14 protein-coding genes and 1 pseudogene are annotated in these 13,502 nt (G+C 71.1%); 11 read left to right on the top strand and 4 right to left on the bottom strand.

The features are described from left to right. Positions 1-2: 2 nt before the first annotated feature. The 4 genes from FHR33_RS20000 to nagZ are packed head-to-tail and all read left to right on the top strand — an operon-like array spanning position 3 to position 3,956. The gene (locus FHR33_RS20000) at positions 3-611 is read left to right on the top strand and encodes an HAD family hydrolase (protein ID WP_312895628.1); all 609 of its coding nucleotides are present in this window, start codon (positions 3-5) and stop codon (positions 609-611) included. 40 nt (positions 612-651) lie between these two features. Beyond that, on the top strand, positions 652-909 hold the full coding sequence (locus FHR33_RS19995; protein WP_183649905.1) for an HPr family phosphocarrier protein: 258 nt from the start codon (positions 652-654) through the stop codon (positions 907-909). Further along, positions 906-2,576 (top strand): phosphoenolpyruvate--protein phosphotransferase, encoded by a 1,671-nt coding sequence (ptsP, locus tag FHR33_RS19990; RefSeq protein ID WP_183649903.1) that lies wholly within the window; start codon positions 906-908, stop codon positions 2,574-2,576. Before FHR33_RS19995 ends, ptsP begins: the two co-directional genes overlap by 4 nt. Before the next feature lie 54 nt (positions 2,577-2,630). Continuing rightward, positions 2,631-3,956 carry a beta-N-acetylhexosaminidase gene (gene nagZ, locus FHR33_RS19985; protein WP_183649900.1) on the top strand — a complete coding sequence of 442 codons (1,326 nt, stop codon included), beginning with the start codon at positions 2,631-2,633 and terminating at the stop codon, positions 3,954-3,956. Positions 3,957-3,992: 36 nt separating this feature from the next. Here nagZ and atpB read toward each other — a convergent pair whose 3' ends face one another. Further along, positions 3,993-4,763: a F0F1 ATP synthase subunit A gene (gene atpB, locus FHR33_RS19980; RefSeq protein WP_183649896.1), complete on the bottom strand. Its 771-nt coding sequence runs from the start codon at positions 4,761-4,763 to the stop codon at positions 3,993-3,995. An 84-nt stretch (positions 4,764-4,847) separates the two neighbouring features. Here atpB and FHR33_RS19975 point away from each other — a divergent pair, with 84 nt between their 5' ends. The 4 genes from FHR33_RS19975 to FHR33_RS19960 all read left to right on the top strand — a co-directional run bounded on the left by FHR33_RS19975 (position 4,848) and on the right by FHR33_RS19960 (position 7,465). Next, entirely contained in the window at positions 4,848-5,468 is a 621-nt protein-coding gene (locus FHR33_RS19975) for an HAD family hydrolase (protein ID WP_183649893.1), read from the top strand. A gap of 31 nt (positions 5,469-5,499) precedes the next feature. Further along, on the top strand, positions 5,500-6,006 hold the full coding sequence (locus tag FHR33_RS19970; protein ID WP_183649890.1) for a DUF6912 family protein: 507 nt from the start codon (positions 5,500-5,502) through the stop codon (positions 6,004-6,006). A 42-nt stretch (positions 6,007-6,048) separates the two neighbouring features. Continuing rightward, complete coding sequence (locus FHR33_RS19965; RefSeq protein WP_183649887.1) at positions 6,049-6,675, top strand: HAD family hydrolase; 627 nt, start codon at positions 6,049-6,051, stop codon at positions 6,673-6,675. 82 nt (positions 6,676-6,757) lie between these two features. After that, positions 6,758-7,465, top strand: coding sequence for an HAD family hydrolase (locus FHR33_RS19960; protein WP_312895627.1), 708 nt, complete (start codon positions 6,758-6,760; stop codon positions 7,463-7,465). Here the strand turns inward: FHR33_RS19960 and FHR33_RS52710 are convergent. The 3 genes and pseudogenes from FHR33_RS52710 to FHR33_RS19950 all read right to left on the bottom strand — a co-directional run. Further along, positions 7,462-7,638 carry a helix-turn-helix domain-containing protein gene (locus tag FHR33_RS52710; RefSeq protein WP_312896008.1) on the bottom strand — a complete coding sequence of 59 codons (177 nt, stop codon included), beginning with the start codon at positions 7,636-7,638 and terminating at the stop codon, positions 7,462-7,464. The genes FHR33_RS19960 and FHR33_RS52710 overlap by 4 nt on opposite strands. A gap of 315 nt (positions 7,639-7,953) precedes the next feature. Continuing rightward, entirely contained in the window at positions 7,954-8,316 is a 363-nt protein-coding gene (locus FHR33_RS51795; RefSeq protein ID WP_281388397.1) for a penicillin-binding transpeptidase domain-containing protein, read from the bottom strand. Positions 8,317-8,410: 94 nt separating this feature from the next. Next, positions 8,411-9,349, bottom strand: a pseudogene (locus FHR33_RS19950) (penicillin-binding transpeptidase domain-containing protein); the annotation flags it as partial. Between the two features lie 272 nt (positions 9,350-9,621). Between FHR33_RS19950 and FHR33_RS19945 the strand changes: the two are divergent. The 3 genes from FHR33_RS19945 to FHR33_RS19935 are packed head-to-tail and all read left to right on the top strand — an operon-like array spanning position 9,622 to position 13,379. Next, positions 9,622-10,545, top strand: a complete 924-nt coding sequence (locus FHR33_RS19945) for a LysR family transcriptional regulator (RefSeq protein WP_183649882.1) — start codon at positions 9,622-9,624, stop codon at positions 10,543-10,545. Continuing rightward, positions 10,542-11,384 carry a serine hydrolase gene (locus FHR33_RS19940; RefSeq protein ID WP_183649879.1) on the top strand — a complete coding sequence of 281 codons (843 nt, stop codon included), beginning with the start codon at positions 10,542-10,544 and terminating at the stop codon, positions 11,382-11,384. The genes FHR33_RS19945 and FHR33_RS19940 overlap by 4 nt, the downstream gene beginning before the upstream one ends. 57 nt (positions 11,385-11,441) lie before the next feature. Further along, on the top strand, positions 11,442-13,379 hold the full coding sequence (locus tag FHR33_RS19935) for an acetoacetate--CoA ligase (protein WP_183649876.1): 1,938 nt from the start codon (positions 11,442-11,444) through the stop codon (positions 13,377-13,379). Positions 13,380-13,502: the final 123 nt, after the last annotated feature.

Below are 13,502 nucleotides of genomic sequence, written 5' to 3'. Positions count from 1 at the left end.
CCGTGGCGCTCTTCGACCTCGACGGCACGCTGATCGACACCGAGCGGCGCAACAGGATGATCTGGCAGATGCTGCTCGACAACCACCAGCTCGATCACGACGTGGCCATCTTCATGGGGCGCAGGGGCAGGGACGTGCTCCCCGAGATCTTCCCCGACCACGACGTGGAGCAGCTGATCGCCGAGGTCTTCAGCTACGACGACCACCCGGGGCTGCCCGACGTCGCCCCCGTCCCCGGCGCCGCCGAGCTGGTCCGCAAGGTCGCCGCGTACGGCTCGCGCATCGGCCTGGTGACCTCCGCCCGGCGTGACTGGGCCGAGACGCGGCTCGACCAGGTCGGGGTCAGGAGCCTGTTCGAGGTGCTCGTGACGGCCGAGGACGTCGAGGTCGGCAAGCCCGACCCGGCCGGCTTCCTGCTGGCCGCCGCCCGGCTGAGGGTGGATCCGGATGATTGCGTAGTCTTCGAGGACTCGGTGGCGGGGATATCCGCGGCGAAAGCGGCGGGTATGAAGTGCGTGGGAGTGGCCACCACCCACGCCGGCGAGGACCTGGCCGACGCCGATCTCGTGGTCGCTGACCTGACCGCGGTCGGCTGGCCGCCCTTTTCGTGAGTCCAGCTGGTCTGGACCGGCACAGCAAGGAGGATCCCCGATGGCCGAGCGCAAGGTGACCGTCGAGGCGGAGGTCGGCCTGCACGCCCGACCCGCGGCGACGTTCGTGCAGGCGGCGGCGAAGGCCGACATCGACGTCACCGTGGCCAGGCAGGGCGGCCAGCCCGTCAACGCCAAGAGCATCCTCATGGTGATGGGGCTCGACGTGCGCCAGGGCGAGACGATCGTGATCAGGGCCGAGGGAGATGGCGCGGAGGAGTTGCTCGACGAGCTGGCCGCGATCGCATCGGCGCCATGATCGTCGCGGGGGTGGGGGTCAGCCCGGGCATCGGGCACGGCCCCGTCTACGTGCTGACCGCCTCGGTGCCCGAACCCCCCGAGGGCGCCACCTACGTGGGCGAGGCGGAGGAGGAGAAGGCGCGGGCGCACGCCGCGCTGGAGAAGGTCGCGGCCGACCTGGAGGCGCGCGGCGTCAGGGCCGGCGGCGAGGCGAAGGACGTGCTCGCCGCCCAGGCGCTGATGGCCCGCGACCCCGGCCTGGCCGTGGGGGTCGACGCGTTGATCGACAGGGGCACGGCCGCGGAGAGGGCCGTCTACGACTCGTTCGGGACCTACCGCGACCTGCTGACCTCGGCGGGCGGCTACCTGGGCGAGCGGGCGGCCGACCTCGACGACATCAGGGACCGCACGGTCGCCGTGCTGACAGGCCGGACGATGCCGGGGGTGCCCGACGTGGCGGCCGAGCCGTACGTGCTGGTGGCCAGGGACCTGGCGCCCGCCGACACGGCGCTGCTGTCCAAGGACGTCGTGGCCGCGTTCGTGACGGAGGAGGGCGGCCCTACCAGTCACACCGCGATCCTGGCGCGAGCGATGGGCGTGCCCGCGGTGGTGGCCGCCCGCGGCGCCACAGGACTGACGCCAGGTGTCCGCGTGCTCGTGGACGGAGCCGCGGGCACGGTCACCGTCGAGCCCGGCGAGCGCGAGGTGGCCGCGGCCAGGCGGCGCTCCGAGGCCAGGGAGCAGGCGCTCAGGGCCGCGACAGGTCCTGGCGGGACCTCCGACGGGCACGCCGTCCCGCTGCTGGTCAACCTCGGCGGGCCTGGCGAGGTGAAGGCGGCGCTGGCCAACGGCGCCGAAGGCGTCGGGCTATACCGCACGGAGTTCCTCTTCCTGGACAGGAAGCAGCCGCCCACGGGGGCCGAGCAGGAGACGGCCTACCGGGCCGTGCTGGAGGCCTTCCCCGGAGGAAAGGTCGTGGTCCGCACGCTCGACGCGGGCGCCGACAAGCCGCTGGCCTTCCTGCCGGCCCAGGGCGAGGAGCCGAACCCCGCGCTCGGCGAGCGGGGGCTGCGGATGTTCAGGGTGCATCCCGAGGTCATGGCCGAGCAGCTCGACGCGCTGGCCAGGGCGGCCGAGGGGCTGCCGGCCCGGTTGCAGGTGATGGCGCCCATGGTGGCCACGGTGGAGGAGGCGACCTGGTTCACCGAGGCGTGCAGGGCCAGAGGGCTGACCTCGGCGGGAGTGATGATCGAGGTGCCGGCCGCGGCGCTCAGGGCCGGGGATCTGGCGGCGGCCGTGGACTTCTTCTCGATCGGGACCAACGACCTCGCGCAGTACACGTTCGCGGCCGACCGCCAGGTGGGGGCGCTGAGCGCGCTGCAGGACGCGTGGCAGCCCGCCCTGCTCGACCTGATCGCCCTGGCCGTGGGCGAGCACGGCAGGCCGTGCGGGGTGTGCGGCGAGGCGGCGGCCGATCCCGTGCTGGCGTGCGTGCTGGTGGGGCTGGGCGTGGCGACGCTGTCGATGAGCGCTCCCTCGCTGCCTGCCGTACGGGCGGGGCTGGCCGGGCACACGCTGGCGCAGTGCCGCGCCGCGGCCGAGGCCGCCAGGGCGCAGAGCACGGCGGCGGGGGCGAGGGCGGCGGCCCGCGCGGCCCTTCCGCGGCTGGCGGCGCTCGGCCTGTAGCCGGCGAATGACGAGTCGGCCTCAACACCCGCACGCGGCCGATAGTTTGGACACATGGTTCGAGGCATCCGCAGCGCAGGCGTCCTGATGATCGCGACGGCCACCCTGGCGGCGTGCGGAGGCGCGTCGGGCAGCGCGGGGGCCGCCGGCTCGGTGGCTCCTCCAGCCGTCGCGTCCACCCCTCCCGCCTCCTCCGCGCCCGCGTCACCCACGCCCGCGCAGGCCGGGAGCAGGCCCGACACCGTACGGCGGGCGCTGGCGGCGATGAGCGTCGAGGAGAAGGTCGGCCAGCTGTTCATGCCCGTGCTCAACGGCACCTCCGCCGACAGCGCCGCCGAGGGCAACCAGACCTCGTTCGGCGCGAGCACCCCCGCCAAGGTGATCGCCAAGTACCACCTCGGCGGCGTGATCCTCTTCCCCGGCAACATCAAGAGCGTCTCCCAGGTCGTCTCGCTGACCAACGGCATGCAGAAGGCCTCGAAGCGCGTGCCGCTCCTGATCGGCACCGACCAGGAGAACGGCCTGGTCTCCCGGATGTCCGCGCTGGTCACCGACCTGCCGGGGGCCTCGGTCGTCGGCGCCACGCGCAACACGGGCCTGGCCCGCGAAGCGGCGAAGGCCACGGGGGCCGAGCTGAAGGCGCTCGGTGTCAACCTCGACTTCGCCCCCGTGGCGGACGTCAACATCGACCCGAAGAACCCGGTCATCGGCAAGCGCGCCTTCGGCGACGACCCGGCGCGCGTCGCCCAGATGGTCGCCGCCTCGGTCAAGGGCTTCCACGACGCCGGCGTCGCCGCCACGGCCAAGCACTTCCCCGGCCACGGCGACACCAGGACCGACAGCCACACGGGCCTGCCGGTCATCAAGCACACCCGCGCCCAGTGGGCCTCGCTCGACGCGCCGCCGTTCAAGGCCGCGATCGGCGCCGACGTGGACGCGGTCATGAGCGCGCACATCGTCATGCCCAAGCTCGACCCCTCGGGCGACCCCGCCACGCTGTCCAAGCCCATCCTGACCGGGCTGCTGCGCGACAAGCTCGGCTTCGACGGCGTCGTCTCCACCGACGCGCTCAACATGGAGGGCGTGCGCAAGAAGTACAACGACGGCGAGGTCGCCGTGCGCGCCGTGCTGGCGGGCGCCGACCTGCTGCTCATGCCGCCGAGCCTGCCCAAGGCCTACGGCGCGGTGCTGGCGGCGGTGAAGTCGGGCCGCATCTCCCAGCAGCGTCTCGACGAGTCGGTGACCAGGCTCCTCGAACTCCGGCACAAGCGCGGCTTCCTCAAGGCGGCCCCCGTCGCCTCGGCGGCCCAGGCGGCCAAGGTGCTCCGCTCGGCCGAGCACCGCAGGCTGGCGGACAGGATCGAGAGAGCGGCCCGCTAGTCGCAGTCCCCGAGGGTCGCGGAGATCACCGCCGGGTCAGTGCGTGCCCTCGATGGCGTCGCCGATGAACATCGCGGCAAGCAGCGTGAACAGGAACGCCTGCAGGAACATGATGAACAGCTCGAAGCCGGTCATCAGCACCGTCATGACCACGCCGACGATCCCGACGATCGATCCGAGCGGGGTGAGGTGCTCGAACAGGAACCAGAAGCCGACCGAGCTGAAGAAGGCCAGGATCAGGTGCCCGGCGAACATGTTCGCGAACAACCGGACGAAGTGCGTGAACAGCGAGTTCAGGAAGTACTCGGCGAACACCAGCGGGACGTAGATGCCGAGTGCCCACTTCGGGAGCCCCTCGGGAAACAGCAACCCACCGAGGAACCTGGACCAGCCGTGGTGCTTGACGCCCTGATGGATCTTCAGGATGTAGACGGTGAGGGCCAGCACCATGGGGAAGGCGATGTTGGCCGCGATCGGATACTGGATCAGCGGGACGACGCCCATCACGTTCCACACCAGGGCGGTGAAGAAGACAGTGAGGAGCAGCCCCATCCAGCGGTCGGTGTGCCTGCCGAGGAACGGCTTCCCGATCTGGTCGCGGACGAACGTGTAGCCGAGCTCGCCGAGGTTCTGCATGCCCCTGGGCACGAGCTTCGGGCTGGCGAAGGCGGACCAGAAGAAGGCGGTGATCAGCAGCGCGGACAGGATGGCGATCAGCACGGGCTTGGTCAGCCATGCCGGTCCGTCGGGGAAGAGAGGGGGAAGGTGGAACAGCTCAAGGCCTGGCGCGGTGAACTCGTCCGACACTCGTGTCCCTTCGTCGCCTTGGAGGGAAAATCACCCTATCGAGCGAAATGACCGGCTCCATTTAGGGGATATAGGCTGCACCCCATGGTCAAGGGAGTCCTGATCGACTGGGGCGGCGTGCTCACCACGAGCATGTCCGAGGCCGTCGCCACCTGGATCGAGTCCGACCGTCTCGACGGCGAGCACTACCGCACGGTCATGCGCGAGCTGCTCCGCCAGGAGAGCGCCGTCCACGCCCTCGAACGCGGCGAGATCACCGCTGTGGAGTTCGAGCGCGAGCTGGCCGCCAGGCTGCGCACGGTCGACGGCACGCCGCCCCTCGCGGACGGCCTGCTCACCCGGATGTTCCTCGGCTTCCAGCGCGTCGACGCCATGTACGACATGCTGCTCAAGGCCCGCACGGCAGGTGTCAGGATCTGTCTGCTCTCCAACTCGTGGGCCAACGAGTACCCGCGCGACGGCTGGGACGAGATCTTCGACGCCGTCGTCATCTCGGGTGAGATCGGCATGCGCAAGCCCGAGCCGCGCATCTTCCAGCACGCCCTCGGCCTCATCGGGCTGACCGCTCCCGAGTGCGTCTTCATCGACGACATCGAGATCAACATCGCCGCGGCCCGCTCGCTGGGGATCATCGGCATCCACCACATCGACCCTGACACGACCATCGCCGAGCTGGAGACGCTGCTGGGCGTCCCCCTGCGATGATGGGTCCCCTGAACGTCGTGAAAGGTTTCCGATGCGCGTATACCTGCCGAGCACCCTTCCCGCGCTGGCCCGCGCCGCGGCCGAGGGTGAGCTCGGCCCGGCCCCGCTGACCGGCTACGCGGTGACCCCCGCGCTGACAGAGTGGTACGCCTCCGGCGACACCGAGGAGCTGGAGTACGTCGCCCTCACGGAGGCGGCCCGCGCCTCGCTGCGCATGCTCGCCGCCGACAGGGCCGACGGCGTCGCCGCCGCCCCCCGGCGGGTGGTCGTGGCCGTCGAGGTGCCCGACGGCGCCCTCTCCATGGGCACCGACCTGGAGGAGAGGGCGAGGGTACGGCTGGCGGAGTCGGTGCCCATGGCCAAGGTCGCCGCCGTCCACATCGACGACGACGGCGCGGCCGGCGACATCGAGGCCGCCATCGCCGCGCTGCCCGCCTCCGACGGCGGTGACGACGACGCCAGGTTCACCGTCGACGGCGCCGAGGCGCACGAGCTGATGTGGTACGCCACCCAGGAGATCCCCGACCTCCTCGGCTGAGCGTGAACCGCTCACTCTCCTGCAGACCGGAGAATGGACGGCATGACGCAGCACATCGTGTGGGACTGGAACGGAACTCTCTTTCACGACATCGACGCCGTGGTGGGCGCCACGAACGAGGTGTTCAAGCCCTACGGCCTGCCGGGGCTGACCGCCGACGGGTTCAGGGCCGTCTACACGCGCCCGATCTGGCTGGCCTACGAGCGCATGCTCGGGCGGGCGCTGATGGAGGGCGAGTGGGAGGAGCTCGACAGGGGCTTCCACACCAGCTACTTCCAGCTCATGGCGGCCTGCGGTCTCGCGGCCGACGCCGAGGCCTCCCTCAGGGGCTGGACGGGCACCCAGTCGCTGTGCTCGATGGCCCCGCACGACCACCTGGTCCCGACGATCACCTCCTTCGGCATCGACGGCCACTTCACCAGGGTCGACGGGCTGACCGGCACGACCGGCGGTGAGAAGGCCGAGCACATGGCCACGCACATCGCGGCGCTCAGCGTCGAGCCCTCGCAGGTCCTGGTGATCGGCGACAGCGTGGACGACGGGATGGCGGCCGCCTACGTGGGCGCGAGGGCCGTGCTCTACACGGGCGGGATGACGCCGCGCGAGGCGCTGGAGGCGACGGGCTGGCCGGTCGTCGACACGCTGGCCGCAGCGCTCGACCATGCCTAAATCGCCCCGCCGGCTTATGCATCGCGCCGGCTGGCCGTACTCTGGCGGCGTACTTCCGAGGGAGGACGCCATCAACCGTCTCGTGCTCTGGAACGTCGACCTGACACTGGTCGACGTCGCGATCGTCACCAGGGACGCCTACGCCGAGGCCTTCCGACGGGTCACGGGGCGGCCGCTGGTCAAACTGGCCCCCGCCATGGGCCGTCCCGACTCCGAGATCGTCTTCGAGACGCTCGCCGTCAACGGGATCCCCGCCGAGGACGACCACCTGCCGCGCTTCCTCGCCGCACTGGCCGTCGCCTTCGCCGACAGGCGCAAGCGACTGGCCAAGGAGGGGCGCATGCTCCCCGGTGCCAAGGAGGCGCTGAAGGCGGTCTCGAGGCTCGACGGCGTCGTCCAGTCGGTGCTCACGGGCACGATCAAGAGCAACGCCGTGCACAAGCTCCAGGCGTTCGGCCTGGACAAACACGTCGACTTCGACCTGGGCGGCTACGGCGAGGAGGTCTACCCGAAGGCGACGCTGCTGCAGGTGGCCCAGGGCAGGGCCAAGCAGCGCCACGGCACGCCTTTCACGGCGGCCAACACCGTGCTGATCGGCGACTCCACCCGCGACGTGCAGGCGGCGCGCATCGGCGGCGCGGCGATGGTGGCCGTCGCGTCGGGCCGCTCGACGGCGGCGGAGCTGCGCGAGGCAGGGGCGGACGTCGTGCTGCCCGACCTGTCGAACGCCTCGGAGGTCGTGGCCGCGGTCGCCGGCCTCACCTCTCCTGTCGACCGCAAGGCCGGCTAGCCGCCGGAAAAGGGCCTCACAGTGGGGCCCTGCGCATCCAAGGCGCGCGCCAGGCGCTCGAGCACCGGCAGGGTCGGGATGGTCCCACCCGCCTCGAACCGCGCCACTGCCGAGTGGGTCACGGCTGCCTCGCGGGCCAGATCATTCTGGCTCCAGCCGCGTCCCTCGCGCATCACCCAGTTCATAAGCGAGACGTGTGGCTTCGTAGGCCTCAGCCGCACCCGGCTCGCTCATCCGGCGATCCCTGAGCTCCTGCCAGCTTCCCTGCTCGCTCATCGCGCTTCTTCTTCCTCGTCGATGGTGTGCGCCATCTCGACACACCGACGCATGGCTCGTCGAGCTCGTTCCACTTCACGATCCTCTCGCAACCGCGTCTTGTGGAATACGGTCAAGAGCACGATCCGGCGGTGAGGTGCGGTAGGGCGAGGCCCCTCAGGGGCCGCGAGGCGCCGATCGTGTGGCTGTTGCTGCGCGCCTGGCGGTGGTCGTCAGCTCAGGTTCTGGAGGAAGCGGGCGGACACGGGGGCGGCGACCGCCGAGCCGGCTCCCGCGCCCTCCACGACCACCGCGAAGGCCAGGTCGCCCTGGTAGCCGATGAACCACGAGTGCGCGGGCGGTTCCTTGCCCGAGCCGTACTCGGCCGTGCCGGTCTTGCCCGCCGACCCCGCGGGGAACCGTACGGCATGAGCGGTGCCCTCGCTGATCACCGCGGGCATGAGGGTGCGCAGCGCGCCGACCACGGACGGTTCCAGCTTGCGCGGAGCCGAGCCGCCCTTGGGAACCAGGTCGGCGGCGACGAGCCTGGGCGGGCGCCAGGTGCCGTTGCCGATGGCGGCGGCCACGGCGGCCATGCTGAGCGGGCTGGCCAGCACGCGGCCCCTGCCCGATGGAGGCCGAGGCGAGATCGGTGTCGTCCCTGGGCGCGGGGAACTCGGCCCGTACGGCGGGCACCCCCGGCATGATCGGGGCGCCGAAGCCGAAGCTGGCCGCGACCTCGCCGAGCCGTCCGCCCTGCAGCGACGACACCGCCATCGCGCCGAAGGTGGTGTTGCACGAGTGGGCGAAGGCGTCCCTGAAGGGCAGCGTGCCGAAGTCGCGGAAGCCGGCGTTGTGGAAGGGGAAGCCGCCGATGTTCTGCTCGGCCGGGCACCGCACGGTCTTGTCGGGTTGGAGGCCGTCGGCGACCAGGGCGGAGGCGGTGACGACCTTGAAGGTCGAGCCGGGCGGATACTTCCCCAGCAGGGCGCGGTTGAAGCCGCCGGGCTTGTTGGCCACGGCCAGGATCTCGCCGGTCGAGGGGCGTATCGCCACCAGCGAGGCGGGCTTGGAGACGTTCTCCAGCGCGTCGGCCCCGGCCCTGTGGACGCGCAGGTCGATGCTGGTCTCGAGCGGCTTGCCCTTGGTCGCGCCCTTCTCGGCCACGGTCTCGACGAACGTGTCGCCCTTGTAGAGGTTGAGCTTGGTGGACGAGCTGCCGGTGACGCGGTCCTTGTAGGTCTCCTTCAGCCCTTCGACCAGCTGCTGGACCGAGCCGGGGGCGTCGGAGCCGTCGATGCGGGTGCCGTCGGCCGCGGTGATGGGGGCCGTCTCGGGCTCGGAGGTGACGACCTTGAAGGCGGCCTTGTGGCCGAGCTTCGGATGGATGGCCGTCGTCGACCAGGCGACCTTCCACGTGCCGTCCCATTCGCCGACGGCGAGGCGCCCCTCGTAGGTCCAGTCGACGGCGCCGCGCAACCGGGCGGTGAAGGGGACGATCCTGCCCTCCTCGTTCTCCTGCCGGGGCTCGCCTGCCTCGAAGGAGGCGGCGGTGAGGCGGAGCTCCTTGGCGAAGCGCTGGTAGGCGGCGGTGAAGTCGGCGGGAGCTTCGTTGACGAGCCCCTTCATCACCGCGTAGTCCTGACGGGACCAGGCCGACAGGAACGCCTCGGCGGTCGCCTCCGGCGAACCCGAGGTGCGCGTCACCCAGATCACGCCGCCCGCGACGAGGGCGGGCACCAGGAGCCCCGCGGTGACCAGCGGCCACTTTTTCCTGCGCCTGCGCTCCGGCCTGAGCTTGCTGAGTTCGTGCATGCGGCGAGCAGACCAGACCGGCCGCGAGGCTGTCCAATACGGATATCGGACCTCATTCGATATGGAACCGGATATAGTTCCTGGCCATGGACCTGGTCCGGCACCTCTACTACTTCACGGTGGTGGCCGAGGAAAGGCACTTCGGCAACGCGGCCATCCGCCTCGGCATGGCCCAGCCCCCGCTCAGCCAGCGCATCAAACGCCTGGAGGAGGAGCTGGGCGCCAGGCTCTTCGACCGCTCCGCCAGGCAGGTGCGGCTCACCGAGGCGGGCCGGCTGCTGCTGCCCGAGGCGCGCGAGGTCGTGGCCCGCGTCGAAAGACTCCGCGAGCTCGTACGGCACGGCGAGGCCCGCACCCTCAAGGTGGCGCTGCCTCCCGACCTCGGTGCCACGGCCATCGCCGCCCTCGTGGCCCGCTTCAGGGAGGAGAGCCAGGGGCTCAGGCTGGCCCCGGCCGAGATGTGGACGGCCGACCAGGTGGGCGCCCTCAGCGAGGGCCTGATCGACGTCGGCGTGGTCCGCCACCCCGTCACCGCTCCCGGCCTGCGCTTCGGCCAGGTGCTCGTGCAGACCCCCGGCGTGCTCCTCGCCGAGACCGACCCGCTGACCGAGGGCTCCAGCGTGCACCTGCAGGACCTGGCGGGGCGTGAGCTGCTGCTGTTCCCGCAGGAGGGCGAGCCGGGCGCGCACGCCGAGACGCTGTCGGACTGCCGCAGGAACGGCTTCGTCCCCGTCGAGGTGCATCATGGGATCGGGCTCGGGCTGGTGCTCGCGGGTTCGGCCGTCGCGTTCGGCTCCGAGGTGTCGCTTCCCGGCGTGGTCTGGCGTCCGCTGCTCGGCTCGCCGCTGGCCTGGCGCGTGTCGACGGCGTGGCGGGTCGAGACGCCGGAGGTGGCGGCTTTCGCGGCGACAGCCGTACGGACGTTGAAGGAGAGTGCCGGGATGACCGACGAGGGCGCCGCGCCCGTGCGGCAGGTCAGGCGGCGTCCGGCGATGGGCTTCCTGGCATGAACCTCGAGGAGGTCTTCAGACGGGCCGGGGTGGTGGGCTCGCTGCACGCCGTCGACCTCGACAGCGGAGCGGAGGTGTCGCACCTGGCCGACGAGCCGGTGCCGACGGCGTCGGTGTTCAAGCTCCCGCTGCTGGCGGCCTTCGCCAGGCTGGCCGACGCGGGTGAGCTCGATCCTCGCGAGCGCGTGACCGTCAAGGAGCGGCTCCCCGGGGACCTGGGCATGGGCGCGATGCTGGACGACGTCACGATGTCGCTGCGCGACATGGCGTACCTGATGATCGCGGTGAGCGACAACGCCTCGGCCGACGTCCTCGCGGGCAGGGTCGGCCTGGAGCGGGTCAACGCGATGCTCGACGGGTTCGGCCTGTCCGCGACGAGGGTGGTCCACAACTGCGCGGGACTGCTCGCCACGGTCAGGGAGGACTCGGGCGAGGAGTGGCCCGTGGTCGATCCCGAGATCCTGGCGAAGCTGCGGGCGCTCGACCCGGCGCAGAGCAACAGGAGCACGCCACGCGAGACGACCGCGCTGCTCGGTCTCATCTGGCGCGATGAGGCGGCCTCGCCCGAGCAGTGCGCGTGGATGCGCCGGCTGCTCGGCCTGCAGGTGTGGCCGCACCGGCTGTCGTCGGGCTTCCCCTACGACGACGTCGCGGTCAGCGGCAAGACCGGCACGCTGCCGACGCTGCGCGCCGAGGCGGGCGTGGTGGAGTACCCCGACGGCGGGCGTTACGCGGTGGCGGTCTTCACCCGCGCCTTCAGCCCGGCGCTCAACCAGCCGCGCGCCGACGCGGTGATCGGGACCGCCGCCCGTATGGCTGTGGACCACCTACGCGGGTAGGGGGTTGTGTGGGCGGCGATGATGACTTTCGGTTCGGGCGGCGACAGGATGGGACACATGGTTGCTGAAGGTGAACTGCTGTGGGAGCCGACCCCTTCCGTGGTGGCGAACGCCAAGATCACCCGCTATCTCGCGAGCGTGGGGCGTGCCGACTACCAGGACGCGTGGCAGTGGTCCGTCGAGGACCCCGCGGCGTTCTGGACGTCTGTGTGGGACTACTTCGGCGTGGTCGGTGAGCGTGGTGACGGGCCCGTCATGACTGGGACGATGCCCGGCGTCGAATGGTTCACAGGCAGCTCACTGAATTACGCGGAGAACGCGCTGCGCCGCGCCGACGGCCCCGCGGTGATCTTCCACTCGGAGGGGGGACCGCGCCGCGTCATCAGCATGCCCGAGCTCCGCGCCGAGGTCGCGCGGGTCAGGACCGGCCTGGTCAAGCTGGGGGTGCGCAGGGGCGACAGGGTGGCGGGCTACCTGCCGAACATCCCTGAGGCGCTCATCGCCTTCCTCGCGACCGCCTCGCTGGGCGCGATCTGGTCAGCCGGTTCTCCTGATTTCGGAGTGCCCAGCATCGTGGACCGTTTCACGCAGATCGAGCCGAAGGTGCTGATCGCGGTGGACGGCTACCGCTATGGCGGCAAGAGCTTCGACAGGTCGGAGGCCGTGCGCGACATCGCCGCCGCGCTGCCCTCGCTGCGCGCCACGGTGTGGATCCCCTACCTCGTCGCAGCCGAGGAGGGCCTGCCGCCCCAGCAGGCCGAACCGGCCTCCACGCACGTCGCGGCGCTGCCGCACGGCGAGGTGATCGGCTGGGAGGGGCTGCGCGCGGAGGAGGGGCCGCTGGAGTTCGAGCGGGTGCCCTTCGGCCATCCGCTGTGGATCCTCTACTCCAGCGGGACCACAGGACTGCCCAAGCCGATCGTCCACGGCCACGGCGGAGTGGTGCTCGAACACCTCAAGTCGCTCTCCTTCCACCAGGACCTGGGCGAGGGAGATGTGTTCTTCTGGTACACCACCACGGGCTGGATGATGTGGAACTACCTCGTCGGCGGGCTGCTGGTGGGCTCCACGGTCGTGCTCTACGACGGGGCGCCCACGGACCTGTGGAGCATCGCGGCGGACGAGGGCGTGACGTACTTCGGGACGGGCGCGCCGTACATCGTCTCGTGCATGAAGGCGGGCACGCGGCCCACGGGGCTGTCCTCGCTGAAGGGGGTCGGGTCGACGGGCTCGCCGCTGCCGCCCGAGGGGTTCGCGTGGCTGGCCGAGGCGCTGCCGGGCGTGCCCGTCGGATCGTTCTCCGGCGGGACCGACGTGTGCACGGGCTTCGTCGGAGCCACGCCGCTGCACCCGATCCGCGCCGGGGTCATCCCGTGCAGGTCCCTCGGCGCGCGGGTGGAGGCCTTCGACCCCTCGGGCAAGCCGGTGATCGGGGAGGTGGGTGAGCTGGTGCTGACCCAGCCGATGCCGTCCATGCCGGTGATGTTCTGGAACGACCCCTCCGGCGACCGGTACCGCGACAGCTACTTCGACGTGTACCAGGGGGTGTGGCGGCACGGCGACTGGATCAAGATCTCCGAGGACGGCAGCTGCGTGATCTACGGCCGCTCCGACTCGACGCTGAACCGCGGCGGCGTGCGGATGGGCACCAGCGAGTTCTACCGGGTCGTGGAGCGCTTCCCCGAGATCGCCGACAGCCTGGTGATCGACACGGGCCAGCTCGGGCAGGAGGGGCGGCTGCTGCTGTACGTCACGCTCGTGGACGGGGAGGTCACCCCTGAGCTGGAGGGACGGCTGAAGGCGGCGCTGAGGGAGGAGCTGTCGCCCAGGCACGTGCCGAACGAGATCATCGCGGTGCCGGGGATCCCTCGGACGTTGTCGGGCAAGAAGCTGGAGGTGCCGGTGCGGAAGATCCTCCTCGGCACACCTGTCGAGCAGGCGGCCAACCGGGACGCGATGGCCAACCCTGAGGTCCTCGACCACTTCCGCCCCTAGCCCCTCCGCGAAGGCCGCCGACGAGCCTCCTCCGAGACGCTGACGAGCGTTACTCGGAGGAGGTTTCCGCAGGTGACGGCGGGCGTCCTCCGAACGATGCCGTGGGGTGGCCGGGCGTTCTGA

The sequence above is a fragment of the Nonomuraea dietziae genome (genome assembly GCF_014195505.1).
GTDB classification, from domain to species: Bacteria; Actinomycetota; Actinomycetes; order Streptosporangiales; family Streptosporangiaceae; genus Nonomuraea; species Nonomuraea roseola.
The sequence above is the reverse complement of the archived record's forward strand: the minus strand, read 5'-3'. Positions and strand labels throughout refer to the sequence as shown.